This is a genomic window from Glaciecola punicea, from assembly GCF_001756615.1.
Classification (GTDB): Bacteria; Pseudomonadota; Gammaproteobacteria; order Enterobacterales; family Alteromonadaceae; genus Glaciecola; species Glaciecola punicea.
The window spans coordinates 194,270-212,227 of record NZ_LZXY01000002.1 but is presented as its reverse complement, the minus strand read 5'-3'; the positions used below and the strand labels follow the sequence as shown (position 1 = coordinate 212,227).

The window sequence follows — 17,958 nt, the reverse complement described above, 5'->3', positions numbered from 1 at the left end:
TAAAAAACACTTGACAATAACTGCTATTAATATTTAAACTTCACATGAAGTCGCTTAAGTGCCGGCTTAGGTGCATAATAAAAATCTACTATGGATATTGATCGTATCACTATTCTAGTCTCATGAAACTTAAAGGAAATAAAAAAATGTTGAAAAAAACACTTATAGCTACCGCAATAACCTTGGCCTCTTTTGGATCAATGGCTGCTGTTGTCGCAATTACACCCACCGCAGTATCCATTGAGGGCGCTGCCGGTGCCACTACTATTATTACTCCACAGATTGATGTGACACTCCAAGCCGATTATACAGTTGGCGACACAGTAACATTTACAGTCACTGGAGCCTTGTTAAACACTGCGACGCCTACTATACGCATACGCCTTCTACAGCTGCTGCAGGTACTATCACAGCAGGAGTTTTAAGCAGAACAGCCAACTCCGTAACCTTTCGGATTACAAACATTGCTGCGGGCGCCGCTAACTCGACTACAACCGGCAGTTCGTTCGCCTTAACGGGTGTAGAGTTAACAACTGCATCTACCATTGACGCAACTGGTAACATTTCAGTTGCTTATTCTGCGGCAACAAGCGCTGGACTGCCTATTGACAACACTGGCACGTTAACAGATGTAGCCCATACTGTTGTCAATCAATTCACAGCGACAACTACCACTCTACTAGACGGGGTGATTGACGTGGAAAATGCTCGTCAACAGTTTGTTCTAGCTAATGCCACTCGGGTGGTCGATGTATTAGTAGTTACCCCAGTAGAAGCCGCCGCTGCCAATCGTGATGCTGATTATACCGGCGCGACGATTACAATTGCTGGTGATTTCTCATGGATGGACACTGATACTACTGCTGGTGTAAGCGCAGCCGAATTAGCGAATGCATTTACAGGAACTGCCGGTAATGATGATGTAGTTGTCTCTACTATAAATGCGACTTCTGATTTAATTACTGTTACATTAACTGATGGAGGCGGATTTGACATTGAAGTCTCAACTAATACTTTCACTGTTGATGGCGTGGGCGTCGACAACGCTATTATACCAGTCTCTACATATATCGTTAATACAACGATTCGTTATGATACGGATGCAGGGGCTGCAGCAACGTTTACAGCTCAAACTAATGCAGTTGGCGGTGAGTGGGTGTTAAACGGTGCTCAAGCTTTATATAATTACGTAGCCGTTGGCTTTACTGGCTTACAAAACACGCTAACAATTAGCAACTCTGGCACTCGTGGTGGATCGGTAGTCCTTGAAGCATTTGACGAAGCTGGCAATACATATGGCCCAGTAACGCTTGCAGATGAGCTAGCCCCCACCAGCAACATGAAGATTTCTGGAGACGAGCTCATTACATTGTTAACTGTGCCAGTTGGTACTAAATTGTCAGTCTCCGCTATTGTCAATGCACCCGCACAAGCAATAGGTTTTTCTGGCTTTACACAAGTTGTAGGCACTGGCCGTCAGTTAATGAACGTTGTAGTAACACCGTAATATTTAATGGTTGATTAGTTCGAAAGCGGTCGCATGACCGCTTTTTTTATGTTTGCTCAGTGAAGCAAGCAAACCCGTCCACTAAAAAGAAACCTAAGTCACCCTAACTACGAAGAAGATAATCCGAATAACAAGGGCCTTACTGGCTAACGGTGGGGTGTAAAGGAAGTCATTGGAAGTTAGCGGTACACAACGCAATATCATGCCACCCATTTTTGACTCCCACTTCCATCCACCCAGTTATGGGTATCGTGTGAGTAGAATCTGTCATCAAGTCATCAGCAAAAATCAGCAAACGTCACTTCGAAGTTAATGTAGCGACGACACTTTAAGGACTCAATTCAGTGCTTAGAGGTTTTGTTAACTACTTCAAAATAGTGAATATAAGCCGTATATCGAAATGATTAGCGACTTGGGAAAGGCGTCGCCTACAAGGACTGCACCTAAATCAGTAGAAAAAGGCAACAAAGTTACATCGCTGATTAACGCAACTTAAGTACAAGCCCCCTTTTATGTTCAGCAAGCTGAACGCGTGGCATAATAGTGCCAGTCAACTAGCGAATTACGCAATGCCAAACAGTTGGGTTGATGAATTAGACTTATAGCAAATAGGGGAGGTAAAAACAGGTGTTCTTGCTTCTTCGGCGTTTATAATACTGATACTAAATATTCCTGAATTGATTGACTTATGGTAGTATGTACCGCAATTTTTGTTAACACAGTTTCTAAAGGGAACCTGCAATGCCAGAGGCTAAGAGTGAAGCGCAGCGCTTTGATGTAACACCATTCTTCCAGGCGTGCTGGCAAGGAAAGTTATGGATAGTGGTCAGTGTTGTGTGTGCTGTTGCAATTGGTGCCTTTTATGCTATGTCGCTTCCTGATATTTATCGCGCCGAAATTGTAGCAGCGCCTACCGAAGAAGCGCAGGGAGGAGGGCAACTGTCTGGGCAACTAGGCGGGCTAGCTACTTTGGCTGGGGTTAACGTTGGCCAAGGGCAAGTTGATAAAGCAGCTCAAGCCCTAGAAATTTTGCAGTCTCGCCAGTTTCTATATGACTTTATAAAGCGCCACGATGCAGCAGTGTCTTTAATGGCGGCTAAAGGTTGGGATCCAGAAACAAACGAGTTAATTATTGACCAAGACATATACTTAAAATCTACCAATGAATGGCTCAGAGAGCCAAAAAATAATCGGTCTTCACAACCAACAGCTTGGGAAATGACAAGCCTTATTCGAGATCGTATTTTATATGTTGAGCAAGACCAACGAACCGGAATTATTAGATTAAGCGTCGAATTTTATTCTCCCGACCTGGCGCAGCGGTGGGTAAGTGCAATACTTCAAGATCTGAATGAAATTATGCGTGAACGAGACCTAAAGGAATCTGAACAAAGTATCCGATACTTGGAAGAACAAATGCTTACAATCTCTTTGATAAGTATGCAGCAAGTATTTTCACAACTAATTGAAAAGCAAATGCAAACAATGATGTTGGCCAATGCCAGAGCTGAATATATCTTTACAACGCTAGATCCTGCTTTAGCCCCTGAAACAAAAGCATCACCACATCGCCCCGTAATTATTATTTTATTCGGCTTTTTAGGCATTTTTATTGGTGTATTAGCCGCCTTAATCAAATATTTTCTGTGGAACAACAAAACGACTTAAATTATGAAACGACAAATTCGTAAGCTCATACCAAACCAATTTATACAGTTTTACAAGGTAATTCGAGAATCGAGTAATCGGAAATTTATCACTTTGTTTGCAAGCAGTCGTTTTTTTTCTAGTGTTTACTATTTTCTTTTTAGCTCCCAGTTTCGTAGGGAGCATCAAGCGGCTTTGCAGGGGCGCCTGAAGTATTATCGCTCCTTGAATGATATAGGGCAAAGCTCAGCCTTACTGCGACGTAATACACACCGACTTGAGAAAGGCTTAATTATGCAGCCAAGACACCCTGTATTTGCAGAAGCTTATATTCTTGAAACTGTAATTTGTTATCACAAAGCTATTATGACTCTCGGTCTTTGCATCGAAGAAAAAAAATGGGCCACAGATGTATTAAAGGAATATTTTTCCGTTGTGATCCACACCAAAGTGATCGCAAAGGCAAAGGCGCTGTTTGAGGCCGCCATCGAAAGCGAAGATTTAAAAGCCAGTGCTGTATCACAGCAATCGATTCCGCGGGATCGTTCTAGTTATCCAGAGCTTGATATAGCTACCGAACAATTAGAAGCTTTATTTTTGCGTCGTCGCTCGGTAAGGTGGTATTTACCCAAGCCGGTTCCACAAAAAAAATTATTGAAGCGGTTAATTTAGCAAGCTTAGCGCCTTCGGCCTGCAACCGTCAGCCATATGAGTTTTATGTTGTTAATGATATGCAAAGAGCTCCTATAATCGCTAAGTGCGCGATGGGAACCACTGGATTTGCTGATAATTTGCCATGTATTATTGTGGTGGTTGGCAATTTAGACGCCTATCCGGCCGAGCGAGATCGCCACTGTATCTACATTGACGGTTCGCTTGCTGCAATGCAGTTTATGCTGGCTATTGAGACATTAGGATTAGCAACTTGTCCAATTAACTGGCCAGATATTGAAGCGCGCGAGCGTCAGCTTGCAAAAGAACTTTCACTCAGTGTTGATCAAAGACCTGTCATGCTTATTGCCGTTGGTTATCCCGATCCAGATGGAGGTGTTCCTTTTTCGCAAAAGAAGAACAATACATTGCTAATTCGTAATGTATAACAAAAATCTGAAGAAGAGTTAAAGCCTAATTTATGTTAAACGTAGAAGTAAAGGGTATTTCTTTCCAAAACAAAGGTGCTGAATTGATGCTGCATGCAATTCAGGAAGAATTTGCTAAACGACAAGTAGATGCTCGCTTTGTTGTTGAACCTATTGGCGATTATCAGCGTCGCTGCAATTTTGGACTATGGCAAAAGACGCGATATATAAAACGCAAAATAAATTGCTTGTTTCCATTTTCTTTATTACCTTCATTTATGCGCAAAATGTTAGGGTTAATCAACGAAAACGAAATAGACGTAGTGCTCGATGCCTCAGGCTTCTCCTATGGTGAGCAATGGTCACCGCTAGTTGCCAAGTATCGCTTAGCAAGTACTATTTCTGGTATGAAGAACAGAGGTACCAAAGTCATTGTTATGCCACAAGCACTTGGTCCATTTGAATCAGCTGCGCAAAAAAAATACTTTGGCCATATTTTAAATACCGCTGATAAGGTATTTGCTCGTGATGACAACTCATTTGCTTATGCTAGCACGCTACTTAAGACTAGTACAAAGCAGGGTACATTAGCCCAGTGCGGTGATTTTACGAATGTAATTTCTGGATTAGCCGATGATAATTTTGATCCCAATATGCATAAAATTTGCTTTATTCCCAATTCCAAAATGCTTGAAATGCGCACCGACGGCGAAGCATATATTGCGTTTGTAATAGCGCTAATTGAAAACGTAATAGACAGTTCACCCTTTATTTTGATTCATGAAGCAGACGCTGACAGACGTTTAGCAGAAACAATTCAACAGCGTTTGAGCCAGCGAATTCCAGTGTTGGATCCCCAACACGCGCTTAAGATAAAATGGATCATTGGGCAATCAAACGTGGTTGTCAGCGCACGTTTTCATGGCTTGGTTAGTGCACTTTCTCAAGGAATTCCCGTTGTGGCGACAGGTTGGAGCCATAAATATAAAGAATTACTTAATGACTACGAGATGGGTGAATGGTTGTTTGATGTTGCTAGTGATACAGAACGAGCGTTAACGAAAACGAATCTTTTGTTGACACAGGCCAGCACTTACAACCAAGTGGTAGAGGTAATTCAATCTAACGCGGCTAAACATAAACAACGGGTAAAGGCTGCTTGGGATGAAATTTTCGCTATTATTACTGCTAAATATTAACGGCAAGCTCTGAATCAGGTGTAGTCTCTATTTGTGAGTCCTTATTTTAATTCTTTTAACTTTTAATCTAAATCTTGATAAAGGTTGTGAAAGCCTTCTTCGAAGTGGTAAAATTTAAACCTTTCAATATCGTAAAATTGGAATTTAAGAGCTTGAACAAGAGTGAAATTCATCAATGTTAGAAGCAACAAATAAGCAGATCCTCTTGTTGACAAATATGTACCCCACTGACCGATTTCCAGCAAAAGGTAGTTTTGTGAAGCGCTCGGCTGTTCAATTAGTTAACGCCGGTTTTGAAGTAAAGGTGGTAACTTTAAAAGACATCAAAACTAAAATGCTTGAGTATGCTCTTTTTTATAGTAGGGTCGTTCGTAAGCTTTTGTTACAACCCGCGTCTTATGTTTATATTCATTTTGTATCACACACCGCCGTTCCGGTGTTGTTCGTAATAGCATTGCGTAAGTTGCTTCGAAAGTCTCCGCATATAATCGTTAGTCACGTACATGGCGGTGATGTTCACTTCCAGACAAACAAGAACAAACTATTCTTTGCTGTGAAGAGGCTACTTGCCAAGCAAATTTTGCATCGCAGTGACGTAATTATAAGCCCTTCTCACCGCTATGCAGACATTGTTAGAAAACTATTAATGGGCAAACAACAAATTGGTGGTTTTGCACCTGATAAACACAGCTCCGACATTCGCGTGATTTGCAGCGCTGGGGTAGATCTAACGAAATTCGGCAGTGTCTCATTCACTAAAAGTGGGATTGCATCAAAAAATCTTAAGTTTGTATATTTATCAAGATTTGAACCACTAAAACAACCATTATTGACACTGAATTATTTGGATGAATTGTACAGACAAAAACCAGAATATTTCTCAAGTGCAAAGTTCTATGGCTATGGTTCGCTAACACAAGAGCTCAACAGTGGCATAGCAGAATCGCTGATGACATCAGAAAAAGTAAAATGTTACGATGCAGTGCCAAGTGATAAGGTGCCCAGCTTATTTGCTGACAACGATGCGTTTATTTTGCAATCAAAGGAAGAGAGCTTAGGCCTAGCGCCTTTAGAGGCGATGGCGAGTGGCTGTATTGTGTTTCTGAGTAAAATTCCAGCATTTGAAGAATTTATTGAGGATGGTAAAAACGGGTTTTTAATAAGCTCTAAAGAAGAGTTTATTGGTAAAGTCGAGGATTTCTGTAGCTGGCCTTTCGAGCGGCAGCAGGAATTGCGGCAGGCCGCTAGAAACACCGTACAGCAAAGCTATTCGTCGTTAATAGCAGAGCGCGACTTAATTGACGTTTTTGTAGATAAAAGTCGATGTTAGCAAGGTTGTCAGGGCGTATATACGTTTGTGCTGGCGAAGGAGGGCATTTAGAGCAGGCCCAACGTTTCGTAGCATCTGCGGCTGAACATTCTCAGGCTAGTCGGTTTGTTATTTACACAGACGCCTCTCACCAAAAGTTAAGCGCAGGAATACCTGCAAAGTATTTACTTCCGGTATCTAAATACTCTAAGCAAACAAATAAACTGTCGAGAATATGGTCATACTTTTTATTCTGCATTGAGCTAATAAGGTTTGTATGTATGTTTATTGTCATTCGTCCTGACGGCCTTGTGCTTTTTGGCCCGCTAGTCTGCATTCCCATTGCAGTGGCTGGTAAACTGATGCGAGTACCTGTTGTGTATATAGAAACGTGGTCTCGGTTTACTGCGCCCACCAGAACAGGTCGGATTATAGCGAAGCTTGGCATTAAGTGCTTTTATCAGAATAAGAGTTTAGCTTCATTTTATGACAAATTTGGCGGCAAGTATGCGGGTAGACTATGATTAAAGTGCTTGTTTCTTTAGGCACCACACGCTTTGACGGTTTAATAAGCTTTTTTGATGTGGCATCAGACAATATCGAGCTGCTTTTTCAATGTCCTAAAAATGGCATGCAGCCTAAACACTGGCCCGCAATCGATTTTATTGACGATTTCAAGAGCAAGGTTAACGACTACGATTTGGTCATAACGCACTGTGGAGCCGGAAATGTATATAGCTTGTTAGAGCGTAAAATCACATTATGCGTTGTGCCAAACTTAGAGCGCAGCGACAAGCATCAGTTAGAATTAGCTGAATATTTAACACAAAATGGCTTGGCTTATGTGCTTAGCTTATCTAGTGTAGCTAAATCATCAACAGAAGGAATTATTCATGAGGCCTTAGCGTTTGAGCCAAATGAATATTGTCCTGATAAATTTTTTAAAACAAAAGAAATTCTAGATTTTTTCGGGTAGGAATATATTACGATGAAAGTGCTTGTGACAGGCAGCTCAGGCTGGATTGGAAATAGCTTGTGTGAAGCTTTGCGCGCGCGCGGGCACGGTGTTGTGGGGTCTTCGCGGAGTAATGTGCCCCAGCCCGATGTCTTAAACATTGATCTGTTATCCAGTCAATGGAATTTCACATTAGACAGTATTAATACAGTCATTCACTGTGCAGGAATTTCACTCTCAGATGCGGTAACTAATGAAGATGCCAAAGCTCAATTTTGGAAAGTGAACGTGGAAGCGGCGCAAAAATTGGCTAGAAAAGCAAAAGATAGCGGTGTAACGCGCTTTGTATTTCTAAGCTCAGCAAAGGCAATGGGAGAGCAGACCGAGCCTAACGCGCCGTTTAGCATTCTCAGTGATTGTGCCCCAGAAGATTTGTATGGGGAGTCAAAGTTGGCGGCTGAGCGCGCAATCCAGCAAGAACTTTTAGGCTCCAATACTGAACTGGTTTGTATTCGTCCACCATTAGTTTATGGCGCTGGTGTTAAAGCGAACTTTCGAGCACTAATGAATATCGCTCAGCGTAACTTGCCGCTTCCGCTTGGGTCGGTAAAGAATAAGCGTAGTTTTATAGCTTTAGATAATTTAAACGACTTCATAGCTACGTGTGTAGAATATCCAGACACACTAAATGAAATATTCCTGATAAGCGATGGCATTGACGTATCCACGAAAGAGCTTCTAGTGGCACTGACACGCGCCTATGGCAAAAATCCAAGGCTTTTACCCGCTCCTGTGTCGATAATGCGCACCTGCGCCGAAATTCTAGGTAAAAAAACAATTGCCCAAAGGCTGTTTGGAAATCTGCAGCTTGATGTAAAACACTCAATAAACACTTTAGCTTGGCAACCGCCAGTTTCGTTCGAGGATGCGATTAATGCGGCGGTAGCGTATGATGCCCCTAAATAAAACAATAACGCTTATTCAAGGATTAAAATGATACGTATACTGGATATCGCGGTCGCGTTTTTGGGCTTATTAATTTTGCTTCCGGTCATGCTTATTTTGTATGTAATTGGCCTTTTTGATACGGGTTCACCTATCTTTTCACAAGAGCGCGTTGGTTTACACAAAAAGGAATTCACGTTATATAAGTTTCGAACCATGAATGTTAATACGGCATCTATGGCGAGCCATTTAGCGGATGCAAACGCAATTACAAAATTTGGCCGCTTTTTGCGTAAAACCAAACTCGATGAGCTCCCCCAACTATACAATGTGATAAAAGGTGAAATGAGTTTAGTTGGCCCCCGGCCTGGCTTATTTAATCAAACAGAGTTAACGCAAGCGCGTGATGAGCACTTGGTTTATAAGGTTAGGCCAGGTATTACTGGCCTCGCACAAATTAATCAAATCGATATGTCTACGCCGAAAAAGTTAGCTGAAGTTGATGGCGAAATGATACGAATGATGAGCATAAAGAATTACTTCAAGTATATTTTTCTCACGGCTGTGGGAAAGGGCAGTGGAGATCGTGTTCGTCCCTTGAAATAGGCGCCGCTGAAAATTATAAATTAAGCATGAATAAGAATATGAGAAAATAGTTATCACGAAAAGACTTTAATTTTTTAATAGAAAATGCGTCACTTGTTCCAATTGATCTTACGTAGTCAATGTTAATATTAATTTTAGAAGAATAAGTAAATAGCATATTTATCCTGCAGCAAGAGTGAAGAGGAAATAATGAAAAAAGTAGCATTAATTACCGGTGTAACGGGTCAAGATGGTTCATATTTAGCAGAGTTTCTGTTAGAAAAAGGATATGAAGTTCATGGCATAAAGCGTCGTGCATCTTCTCTAAACACCGAACGCATCGATCATATTTACCAAGATGTTCATGAAAGTGATAAGAAATTTTTTCTTCACTACGGTGATTTAACTGACTCTTCTAATTTGACGCGAATTATAAAGCATGTACAACCTGACGAAGTGTATAATTTAGGTGCGCAATCCCATGTTGCGGTTTCATTTGAATGTCCTGAATACACGGCCGATGTTGATGCTATGGGCACGTTGCGTTTGTTGGAAGCTATCCGGTTTTTAGGCTTAGAAAAGAAGACTAAATTTTACCAAGCGTCAACCTCAGAATTATATGGTGAAGTACAGGAAATTCCGCAAAAAGAAACCACACCGTTTCATCCTCGCTCGCCCTATGCAGTTGCCAAAATGTATGCGTACTGGATAGTGGTTAACTATCGCGAATCATACGGCATGTATGCATGTAACGGCATTTTGTTTAACCATGAATCGCCTCGCCGCGGTGAAACCTTCGTAACACGCAAAATAACACGAGCCATTGCAAATATTGCGCAAGGCTTAGAATCATGTTTGTACCTTGGTAATATGGACGCCTTACGCGATTGGGGCCATGCAAAAGACTATGTACGAATGCAGTGGATGATGCTGCAACAAGACACCGCAGATGACTTTGTAATTGCAACAGGTAAACAAATCTCTGTGCGTGAGTTTGTTGTATTGTCAGCAAGGGAAGCGGGTATAGAGCTTGAGTTTTCAGGGCAAGGAATTGCAGAAATAGGCACCGTTAAATCAATCACTGGTGAAAACGCGCCGGCACTAAAAGTAGGCGCCGTAGTGGTTAAAGTTGACTCACGATATTTTAGACCTGCAGAAGTTGAAACATTGTTAGGTGATCCATCTAAAGCGAAAGAGAAGTTAGGCTGGGTCCCTCAAATTACTGTTGAAGAATTGTGTGCGGAAATGGTTGAAAATGACCTTAATAAAGCGAAACAGCACGCAATACTTAAGAAGCACGGCTATAACATTGCGGTAACGTTTGAGAGTTAATTAAGCAAGACTCTAAGCTCGCCATATAGCCCATGGCATTGCGTAGACCCTTGAACTTAACATCCATGTAAATATAAATTGGCAAATGTTGGCAATCAGAAAAGCTACTGCAGCGCCGGTTATACCGTAATTAGGAATGAGTAATAAAAGCAAAACAACATTAATTGCGCCACAAGAAATAGTCACATAAGACAAATACTTAGTTTTCCTGACATAAAATATATAATTAGTCACAATAAAATACATGCCTAAAAATATTTGCCCTAACAGTATAATAGGAAGAACTTCAGCGGCCTGGTGAAAACGCTCTCCAACGACTAACCTCAAGATTGGTGGTGCGATAAAGAAAACTAGAATTGATAGTAGAAACATACATAGGAAAAATATGTAGGTTTTTTTTACAATAGTTATTTTCTTTTCTAAATTGTCTGCTTTTAATTGTTCAAATAACCAAGGTGAGAAGGCCCTGTTTACACTACTGAAAATGACATTAAGTCCACCACCTAAGCTCACCGCCACCATGTAAATACCAGTGACTTCTAAGCCAAGTTCTTTATTTATGACCAAGCGGTCTATTGAAGACAGCAAAAATGCCCCGAGCACATGAGGAATTAAAGGCACACCAAAGAATAACGCTTCTCTAATATCTTGGCGGTTATATTTAAAACAAACTAAGTTATCATTTCTAAGAGTGTAAAAAGAGACTAACCCCACAAACGCACTGGTGATCACAATGGCATAAATACGACCTTCGGGCCCAAGCAGAAGAACAACAACTAGTAACAAACTAAATGATAAAGCTATAAGTGAATTACTTACCTGAAATATACCGAAAGATTTCGCTTTGCCCCTTATTTGCCATTGTCCTAATCTCAAGTTCATTACAAAGCTACAGTTAACGCTGATAATAGCCAGATAAACCCAGTAAACGGGGATCCCCAAGTAATTAGATAAGGTGTTATCAAGGAAAGCTATTACAAGTAAGATAATAGACGAGCTCGCCAATAAAATAAAAAAACAATTGCCATTAAATCTTGCTAGTTCAAAATTTGAAACGTCATTGTCAAAAAAGCGACGATTTGCAGCGCCATGCGCGCTTAAACCAATTACCGCGGCTAATGCTCCTGTAAGTATCATAAACATTGCAATTTGACCATATTCCTCTGGTGAAAGGTAACGGGTCAAAACAGGTAATAGTAAGAAGGGAATAGCTGCGCTTAAGATAGAGCTTAAAGTGTAAATCATTGAGTTTTTGAACAACTTTATTTCCTCATTTTTGTATATTTAATTCTACATTTACAACACATTCGAATTACTTTTTCCTGTTAAGTGTAAACCAGTAAGCACCTTTAGTTTTCTAGGAGTAATGTGTTAAACAGTTATAAATGAGCAAAAACGCATAAAATAATCAATAAAAAATATCTACATGGACGTTCTTTGCCTAGATTATTTAAATAAATGACAACCGAAAATTTATGCCTTGTCGAAATTCATTATTTTTTAGGTTTTACTATATTTTTTCGTTATCTTTCAATATAAATTCTGAGATTTTGAAGTCTAATTTAGTATCAATATCAATTGAACGCTCTGATGGCATAACGTAGGCAAGTGTATGTTCTGTATATGTAATTCCAGAATTTTTTAAAATCTCATCGGTTCTAAAGGCATATATAGCCCCATTGAGGCGAAAGTAGGCAGGCAGATCTTGTGAGCGAGACGTCAGATGTTTCTTTGGTAAAAAATCTCCCATAGATAAATTATCGGGTAACAAGTTGCACCAAAGAGGGCTGTGTTCACAAGGGCAAACTGAAACCACACCCTGTGCATTGCGGCTATTCAACAATTCAATGGCGCTATCAATATCTTGTGAAGTTCTTAATGGAGATGTAGGTTGCAGTGACACAACGATGTCATAATTATGAGCGCCTAGGTACTCTAATGCATGAAGTAAAACGCTATTACTAGTTGAGGTGTCTGTAGAGAGTTCTGCAGGCCTCATGAATGGGACTGTTGCCCCATATTGCCTTGCTGAATTTGCAATGTCTTGGCAGTCGGTAGATACCACGACGTCTGTAATGTACTCAGAACTAGTAGCGGCTTCGATTGTCCATGCAATCAAGGGCTTATTATTTAACAGCAAAATATTTTTATTAAGAAGCCTTTTACTCCCGCCTCTTGCCGGTATTATGGCTAAAATTTTCTTGCCGCTACTCATTTTGAAAGTCCAAGTTTTCTATGTCTATTTGTGCCCGCTTGAAATCATCAATACGTCCAATGTCTAACCAATAGTCATGAAATGGAAACATAAGGACGCCTTTATCTAAGTATCTTTCCAGCAGCGTAGGCATATCGATGACTTCGTTAGTATTAACTTCATTAACAATTTGTCGATTTACCACGTATATGCCAGCATTAACATGATACCGGTGCACTGGTTTTTCGATCATACTTTTAATGGCATGCCCTTCACTCTCAATAACACCAAACGGAACTTGATATTCATATTCTCGAACACAGATTGTGGCATTGGCTTTATGTTTATTATGGAAGGTAAGTAATGCTTCTATATCTACTTTTGTAAGTACATCACCATTCATCACTATGATCGGCAGGTCGTTTAGATTTGTCGGCAACAATCCTAGAGCGCCTCCGGTGCCTAATGGCTCATCTTCATGCACATAATTTATGGATATACCCCAATTGCTCCCATCTCCAAAATACTCTCTAATCATCTCAGGCAAATAATGAGTTGATATATAAAATTGATGAAAGCCTGATTTAATGAATTGTAGAAGTACGGTTTCTAGTATTGGCTTGCCACCCACTTTTAGTAAAGGCTTAGGACAGCTATTCGTCAACGGTCTTAGTCTCTTTCCAAAACCGCCAGCCATCAAAAACACAGGATTATCATGCTTTTTTTTCTGCGTCACACTGTGAATTGTTTCTAATCCAACCACAACACCGTTATCGATAATTGGAATAGAATGAAGCTTTCTAGCATTCATCAACTCCAAAACCTTAGCTCTAGGGGTGGTAACTTCTACTACAGTAGGGCTTGTAAACATTATTTCTGAAATTGGTTGGGATAACGAAATATTTTTAATCAATGCTCTGCGTATATCACCATCGGTGACAGTGCCTAAGAGACGATTGTCAGCATCAACGACTAATGAAAGCTGGAGAGCTTCACTGTCTATGATCTTTAATACCTCTTGTATCGTGTGGTTTGGTGAAATAAGAATATTCTTCCAATTATTACTCATATTATTCAATGGCCTGTTTGAAAATACGTGCTGGATAGCAAATACTATTTTTTTCTACATTTTTGGTGATAGTAGCTCCAGCACCAATAATGACATTCTCATCAATATCTACTAATTGTATAACTGAGGATCCAGTACCAAAATGGACATTTGATTGAGAAGTAACGTTTCCACTAATGGTTACTCCTGGCGCGATGTGATTATTATTCCCGATTGTGCAATCGTGCTCAATGATTGCACCGGTATTTACTATACTATTGCAACCTACACTCACGCCTGCTTGAATAATTGCGCCATGCATAACTTGCACACCCTCGGCAAGTTGAGCATACTTTGAAACAATCGCGTTTTGAGACACAATAGTGGCAAAACGATATCCCAGTTCCTTGTATCTATTATAAATATCATGCCTTAAGGTATTGCCAGGTATAGAACCGACACCATTTACCAATTTAACCATTGACCTGTCAAATTGATTTATCTGTTCATCTGATTTGAACCTACGAAAGTCTGAAAATAACTGTTCATTAGACGCTATATCGATTGAGATATACCCTAGAATGTTTGCTCGCTGCTCAATTAGTAAATCTAACAGTACTGATGCATGTCCTCCAGCACCAATTAAGACTACTCCATCACTCATTAATGAAATCACCTACGTTGTAATCTTTTTTTGCGCTACTACCTATTAAGTCCCAATAATGAATAGGATTTATCCCTAATCCAGGTCGTTTTATGACCAAGTTATCTTCATTAAAAATAGTTCCTTTTTTAATAAGTTGTTCAGCAACTAAACTTTTTCTTGCCATTGATTTATTCTTTATTTCGGATGGCCTAGGACCTTTAAGACCATCGCCTAAAGCAATCTCAATATCGCGGATTCCCTCAATCATTCTTTTCAACTGGTCTGGTTCTAGAGAGGCTTTGTGATCTGGTCCTTCCATGTTTTGATCTAAAGTAAAATGTTTTTCTATAATCTTCGCACCGCGAGCTACCGCAGCTATGGGGATATTTATTCCTGCACTATGGTCAGAATAACCAACGGGCAACTTAAACGCATTGGCAATAGTGTTCATTGCCCTTAAATTAATATCTTTCAAAGGAGCCGGGTATTCAGTTGTGCAGTGAAGAATTGTTACTTTTTCCCTCAGCATTTTTTGTCCCAGCTCAGAATAATAGGCTTTTTCGAAAGCTTGAATACTTGGTTTCTCAATATCCCCGTAAGTATAACCAAACGCGATAACCCCTAATGCGGTTTCTATTTCTGCTAGGCTCGCCATGCCTGTAGAAACAATTAAATCACAACCTGTTCTAGCGTGCTCTAATATTAAAGGGGCATTAGTTAAGTCTCCTGAAGGGATCTTTAACCTTTTCAATCCCAATTCATGCACTAAAAAGTTAAGGCTTTGTGAATCAAAAGCCGTGGATAAAAACTCAATGCCTAGTTTATTGCACTGAGCCAATAGTTTATGGTGAGCCTCATAGCTTAATTCTAAACGAGAAAGCATAGATAACTGACTTTCTTTTTTTCCTGTGTTACTGATTTGATATTCACACTGTTCAGCATCAGCCGTCACAAGCTTTGCAGCCTTAAAAGTTTGGAATTTAACTATATCTGCGCCTGCATTTTTTGCAGCAATAACCAATTCAAAGGCCAAATTTTCTTGTCCATTGTGATTCACTCCGGCTTCAGCAATAACTAATACGTTCATACTTAATTAATTTCCTTTATCAACATGAATACAGCTGTGCTGTTTTCATTAGACTGTGCAATGTTTAGATGTGTGAACACAAGCTATAAATTGTTATTTCAGTTTATAAGATTAAGTCGTAAAACTTCTTACTAACAATCCCTTTTAGAGGATAAGTTATCAATACATCAACTATGCGCTTTGATGACTCACCAAGGCCATAAGGGTTGATAGCTTTTTTACAATGCATTTTAAACTCTTCTGATAAGGCTTTTTCAATTGTTTCTCTTATAGCTCCCACAGAGTCTGCACAATGAAGTACTGTATCGCCGGCAATACGACCTTTTTGGCGATTGCCTATATTTACAGTTGGCACACAGAATGTTGGCGATTCAATTAATCCACTAGAGGAGTTACCGATAACTGCGTCGCAGTACTTCATAGCACTGAGGTAGCGAATTTGCCCTAAAGATCTTGTTAATAGTATACGTTTAGAGTCTGCACACTGATATTCATCTAAAATCTCAATCAATTTACGGCCATTGGTGTCCGCATTAGGATAGGTAATAACTAATTGATGATTTGGATATTCATCAAGTACTTTGAGCAGATTAATCAATGAATTTGCTGCACCATCAATTTCTAGAGTAACAGGATGATAAGTGACGATAAAATATGGTTTCTCAAGAATAAACTCTAGCGAATTAGAAAGTTCATCTCGTTTTAGCAATTCCAAATTTACAATATTGTCAATTCCGGGCGCCCCAAAATTAAAAATCCTCTCGGGCTGCTCACCGAGCTGTTGAATTCTTTTCATATAATTATCGGTAGCTGCAAAGTGTAAATGAGCCATTTTGGTTATAGAATGACGGACGGCTTCATCAACGACGCCTTCGGTCGTCTCTCCTCCATGTATATGCGCAATAGGGATACACGCAATCATCGCAGCCTGTGCCACCGTCATGGATTCAAATCTGTCTCCTAAAAGTACAATTAAATCAGGCTTATTACGCTCTAGAACCTCTGCTGAATTTATGAGCGCAAGGCCCATTGACTTAGAGATTCCTACGGCAGAATCAGAAGACAATAGAAACTCCATGCGCTCTGTAACAGGGAAGTTATCTTTTTCAATTTGACTTACTGTGTAACCGAACTCATGCGACAGATGCATTCCGCCCACATAAAGCTGAAGCTCAACCTTTGTTGACTCATGTAAGCCCCTGATAATCCAATATAACAAGCCATACTCGGCACGAGTGCCTGTAAAGACAGCAATTTTACGTAGCATTTTTATCAACTCCAATGGGAGAGCTAGGTAGATTGACTAATCTAGCTTCAATAAATTCAGAGTTTTTTAGAGAGCCTCTAAAGGCTTTTTCAAACATAGGTAACCTATGCATCATCTTCCAAATGGGCCTTGTCATTACACCGTTTGCGTTGGTTTCTTTAATTAAGGTTTCACGGCTAGCTTCATCGGGACATATTACTGAGTTTAACCAATAATTAGAATGTCCGTATTCGGGCTCTTCAACAAATTGAAAGTCTGAATTTTCAAAAAAAGTTTTATAGTGTGTCGCCAATGCTCTCTTTTGTGATAAAAACATAGGTAGGACTTCCATTTGTGCACAACCTAATGCCGCATTTAAATTGGGCAAACGGAAGTTAAAACCAGCTTCATCATGGAAAAATTCATAGGGATGAGGCACTTTAGCCGTCGTCGTAATGTGCTTAGTGCGCATCCCATCATCATAAATTTTGCATAAAACCATGCCACCACCACCGGTGGTTATAACTTTATTTCCATTAAAGCTAATAGCACCAAACGCCCCAAATGTGCCAGTGTGTTGGCCTTTGTAAAATGACCCCAAACTCTCAGCCGCATCTTCCACGAGGAGTATATTCCACTTAGCACATACCGCTACCAATTCATCTAGCTCGACAGGATGACCGAAGGTATGCATAGGGACAACAGCACGAAATACTTGTTGAGTAACTTTGTGCTGACTTATACCGTCATTGTTAACAAAGGCATTCTCCTCAAGATATATATCCAAGGCTCTAGGGCACAAACCCATACTTATACTAGACACATCGACAAATACAGGTTCTGCACCCATGTGATATAAGGCATTGCAAGTTGCAACAAACGTTAATGCTTGTGTAATAACAAGGTCACCAGATTTAACGCCAGCCATATATAGTGCTGTTTGCAGCGCTGCTGTTCCATTAACTGTCGCTACAGCTTTGGACGTTCCAGTATAGGCTTCTATATGATGTTCAAATTGATCCACATACTTCCCAACGCTGGACACAAATGTACTGTCTAGAGTGTCATTCACGTACTTTCGTTCATTACCACCAAAAGTGGGCGCGTGAAGTGGAATAAACTTTTCCGTTTGATAAAGTTCTCGAACAAATTTAACTAGTTTTTTCTGCATAATATTAT

The 17,958-nt window shown here is 40.1% G+C and carries 19 protein-coding genes and 1 pseudogene; 13 read left to right on the top strand and 7 right to left on the bottom strand.

Annotated features, from left to right (window positions below; all coding sequences use genetic code 11):
- Positions 1-146: 146 nt before the first annotated feature.
- The 13 genes and pseudogenes from BAE46_RS03205 (at position 147) to gmd (ending at position 10,558) form a co-directional block, all read left to right on the top strand.
- Positions 147-425, top strand: a complete 279-nt coding sequence (locus BAE46_RS03205) for a hypothetical protein (protein ID WP_070111741.1) — start codon at positions 147-149, stop codon at positions 423-425.
- Positions 329-1,507 carry a hypothetical protein gene (locus BAE46_RS03200; RefSeq protein ID WP_342341482.1) on the top strand — a complete coding sequence of 393 codons (1,179 nt, stop codon included), beginning with the start codon at positions 329-331 and terminating at the stop codon, positions 1,505-1,507. Before BAE46_RS03205 ends, BAE46_RS03200 begins: the two co-directional genes overlap by 97 nt.
- A 338-nt stretch (positions 1,508-1,845) precedes the next feature.
- Positions 1,846-1,911 (top strand): annotated as a pseudogene (locus BAE46_RS15175) (hypothetical protein); the annotation flags it as partial.
- Positions 1,912-2,248: 337 nt separating this feature from the next.
- Positions 2,249-3,175 (top strand): Wzz/FepE/Etk N-terminal domain-containing protein, encoded by a 927-nt coding sequence (locus tag BAE46_RS03195; protein ID WP_070111739.1) that lies wholly within the window; start codon positions 2,249-2,251, stop codon positions 3,173-3,175.
- A gap of 3 nt (positions 3,176-3,178) precedes the next feature.
- A complete protein-coding gene (locus tag BAE46_RS14910) occupies positions 3,179-3,826 on the top strand; it encodes a hypothetical protein (RefSeq protein WP_216094979.1) in 648 nt (215 codons plus the stop codon).
- Positions 3,772-4,254, top strand: a complete 483-nt coding sequence (locus tag BAE46_RS14905; protein ID WP_244884977.1) for a nitroreductase family protein — start codon at positions 3,772-3,774, stop codon at positions 4,252-4,254. Before BAE46_RS14910 ends, BAE46_RS14905 begins: the two co-directional genes overlap by 55 nt.
- Before the next feature lie 32 nt (positions 4,255-4,286).
- Positions 4,287-5,432, top strand: a complete 1,146-nt coding sequence (locus BAE46_RS03185; protein WP_070111738.1) for a polysaccharide pyruvyl transferase family protein — start codon at positions 4,287-4,289, stop codon at positions 5,430-5,432.
- A 175-nt stretch (positions 5,433-5,607) separates the two neighbouring features.
- A complete protein-coding gene (locus BAE46_RS03180) occupies positions 5,608-6,762 on the top strand; it encodes a glycosyltransferase family 4 protein (protein WP_070111737.1) in 1,155 nt (384 codons plus the stop codon).
- Positions 6,756-7,265, top strand: coding sequence for a PssD/Cps14F family polysaccharide biosynthesis glycosyltransferase (gene pssD, locus BAE46_RS14245; protein ID WP_083256780.1), 510 nt, complete (start codon positions 6,756-6,758; stop codon positions 7,263-7,265). The genes BAE46_RS03180 and pssD overlap by 7 nt, the downstream gene beginning before the upstream one ends.
- Complete coding sequence (pssE, locus tag BAE46_RS03170) at positions 7,262-7,717, top strand: PssE/Cps14G family polysaccharide biosynthesis glycosyltransferase (RefSeq protein ID WP_070111736.1); 456 nt, start codon at positions 7,262-7,264, stop codon at positions 7,715-7,717. Before pssD ends, pssE begins: the two co-directional genes overlap by 4 nt.
- A 12-nt stretch (positions 7,718-7,729) precedes the next feature.
- Positions 7,730-8,662: an NAD-dependent epimerase/dehydratase family protein gene (locus BAE46_RS03165; RefSeq protein ID WP_070111735.1), complete on the top strand. Its 933-nt coding sequence runs from the start codon at positions 7,730-7,732 to the stop codon at positions 8,660-8,662.
- A 27-nt stretch (positions 8,663-8,689) separates the two neighbouring features.
- Positions 8,690-9,247, top strand: coding sequence for a sugar transferase (locus BAE46_RS03160; protein ID WP_070111734.1), 558 nt, complete (start codon positions 8,690-8,692; stop codon positions 9,245-9,247).
- A gap of 189 nt (positions 9,248-9,436) precedes the next feature.
- The gene (gene gmd / locus BAE46_RS03155; protein WP_070111733.1) at positions 9,437-10,558 is read left to right on the top strand and encodes a GDP-mannose 4,6-dehydratase; all 1,122 of its coding nucleotides are present in this window, start codon (positions 9,437-9,439) and stop codon (positions 10,556-10,558) included.
- Positions 10,559-10,570: 12 nt separating this feature from the next.
- Here gmd and BAE46_RS03150 read toward each other — a convergent pair whose 3' ends face one another.
- From BAE46_RS03150 to BAE46_RS03120, 7 genes are all read right to left on the bottom strand, one after another.
- On the bottom strand, positions 10,571-11,818 hold the full coding sequence (locus BAE46_RS03150; RefSeq protein WP_141729313.1) for a lipopolysaccharide biosynthesis protein: 1,248 nt from the start codon (positions 11,816-11,818) through the stop codon (positions 10,571-10,573).
- A 250-nt stretch (positions 11,819-12,068) separates the two neighbouring features.
- On the bottom strand, positions 12,069-12,773 hold the full coding sequence (locus tag BAE46_RS03145) for an acylneuraminate cytidylyltransferase family protein (RefSeq protein ID WP_070111731.1): 705 nt from the start codon (positions 12,771-12,773) through the stop codon (positions 12,069-12,071).
- Positions 12,766-13,821, bottom strand: coding sequence for a nucleotidyltransferase family protein (locus BAE46_RS03140; RefSeq protein WP_070111730.1), 1,056 nt, complete (start codon positions 13,819-13,821; stop codon positions 12,766-12,768). Before BAE46_RS03140 ends, BAE46_RS03145 begins: the two co-directional genes overlap by 8 nt.
- 1 nt (position 13,822) lies before the next feature.
- Positions 13,823-14,464: an acetyltransferase gene (locus BAE46_RS03135; RefSeq protein WP_070111729.1), complete on the bottom strand. Its 642-nt coding sequence runs from the start codon at positions 14,462-14,464 to the stop codon at positions 13,823-13,825.
- Positions 14,457-15,533 (bottom strand): N-acetylneuraminate synthase, encoded by a 1,077-nt coding sequence (gene neuB / locus BAE46_RS03130; protein WP_070111728.1) that lies wholly within the window; start codon positions 15,531-15,533, stop codon positions 14,457-14,459. Before neuB ends, BAE46_RS03135 begins: the two co-directional genes overlap by 8 nt.
- 103 nt (positions 15,534-15,636) lie before the next feature.
- Positions 15,637-16,800 (bottom strand): UDP-N-acetylglucosamine 2-epimerase, encoded by a 1,164-nt coding sequence (gene neuC, locus BAE46_RS03125; RefSeq protein WP_083256779.1) that lies wholly within the window; start codon positions 16,798-16,800, stop codon positions 15,637-15,639.
- The gene (locus BAE46_RS03120) at positions 16,790-17,950 is read right to left on the bottom strand and encodes a LegC family aminotransferase (protein ID WP_070111834.1); all 1,161 of its coding nucleotides are present in this window, start codon (positions 17,948-17,950) and stop codon (positions 16,790-16,792) included. The genes neuC and BAE46_RS03120 overlap by 11 nt, the downstream gene beginning before the upstream one ends.
- Positions 17,951-17,958: the final 8 nt, after the last annotated feature.

Bases quoted from the DNA above. Each gene is read 5' to 3' on its own strand.
- pssE (WP_070111736.1), top strand. From the start codon at position 7,262: ATGATTAAAGTGCTTGTTTCTTTAGGCACCACACGCTTTGACGGTTTA.
- BAE46_RS03185 (WP_070111738.1), top strand. From the start codon at position 4,287: ATGTTAAACGTAGAAGTAAAGGGTATTTCTTTCCAAAACAAAGGTGCT.
- pssD (WP_083256780.1), top strand. From the start codon at position 6,756: ATGTTAGCAAGGTTGTCAGGGCGTATATACGTTTGTGCTGGCGAAGGA.
- BAE46_RS14910 (WP_216094979.1), top strand. From the start codon at position 3,179: ATGAAACGACAAATTCGTAAGCTCATACCAAACCAATTTATACAGTTT.
- BAE46_RS03160 (WP_070111734.1), top strand. From the start codon at position 8,690: ATGATACGTATACTGGATATCGCGGTCGCGTTTTTGGGCTTATTAATT.
- neuB (WP_070111728.1), bottom strand. From the start codon at position 15,533: ATGAACGTATTAGTTATTGCTGAAGCCGGAGTGAATCACAATGGACAA.
- BAE46_RS03195 (WP_070111739.1), top strand. From the start codon at position 2,249: ATGCCAGAGGCTAAGAGTGAAGCGCAGCGCTTTGATGTAACACCATTC.
- gmd (WP_070111733.1), top strand. From the start codon at position 9,437: ATGAAAAAAGTAGCATTAATTACCGGTGTAACGGGTCAAGATGGTTCA.
- BAE46_RS03135 (WP_070111729.1), bottom strand. From the start codon at position 14,464: ATGAGTGATGGAGTAGTCTTAATTGGTGCTGGAGGACATGCATCAGTA.
- BAE46_RS03205 (WP_070111741.1), top strand. From the start codon at position 147: ATGTTGAAAAAAACACTTATAGCTACCGCAATAACCTTGGCCTCTTTT.
- BAE46_RS03165 (WP_070111735.1), top strand. From the start codon at position 7,730: ATGAAAGTGCTTGTGACAGGCAGCTCAGGCTGGATTGGAAATAGCTTG.
- BAE46_RS03120 (WP_070111834.1), bottom strand. From the start codon at position 17,950: ATGCAGAAAAAACTAGTTAAATTTGTTCGAGAACTTTATCAAACGGAA.
- BAE46_RS03180 (WP_070111737.1), top strand. From the start codon at position 5,608: ATGTTAGAAGCAACAAATAAGCAGATCCTCTTGTTGACAAATATGTAC.
- neuC (WP_083256779.1), bottom strand. From the start codon at position 16,800: ATGCTACGTAAAATTGCTGTCTTTACAGGCACTCGTGCCGAGTATGGC.
- BAE46_RS03145 (WP_070111731.1), bottom strand. From the start codon at position 12,773: ATGAGTAGCGGCAAGAAAATTTTAGCCATAATACCGGCAAGAGGCGGG.
- BAE46_RS03140 (WP_070111730.1), bottom strand. From the start codon at position 13,821: ATGAGTAATAATTGGAAGAATATTCTTATTTCACCAAACCACACGATA.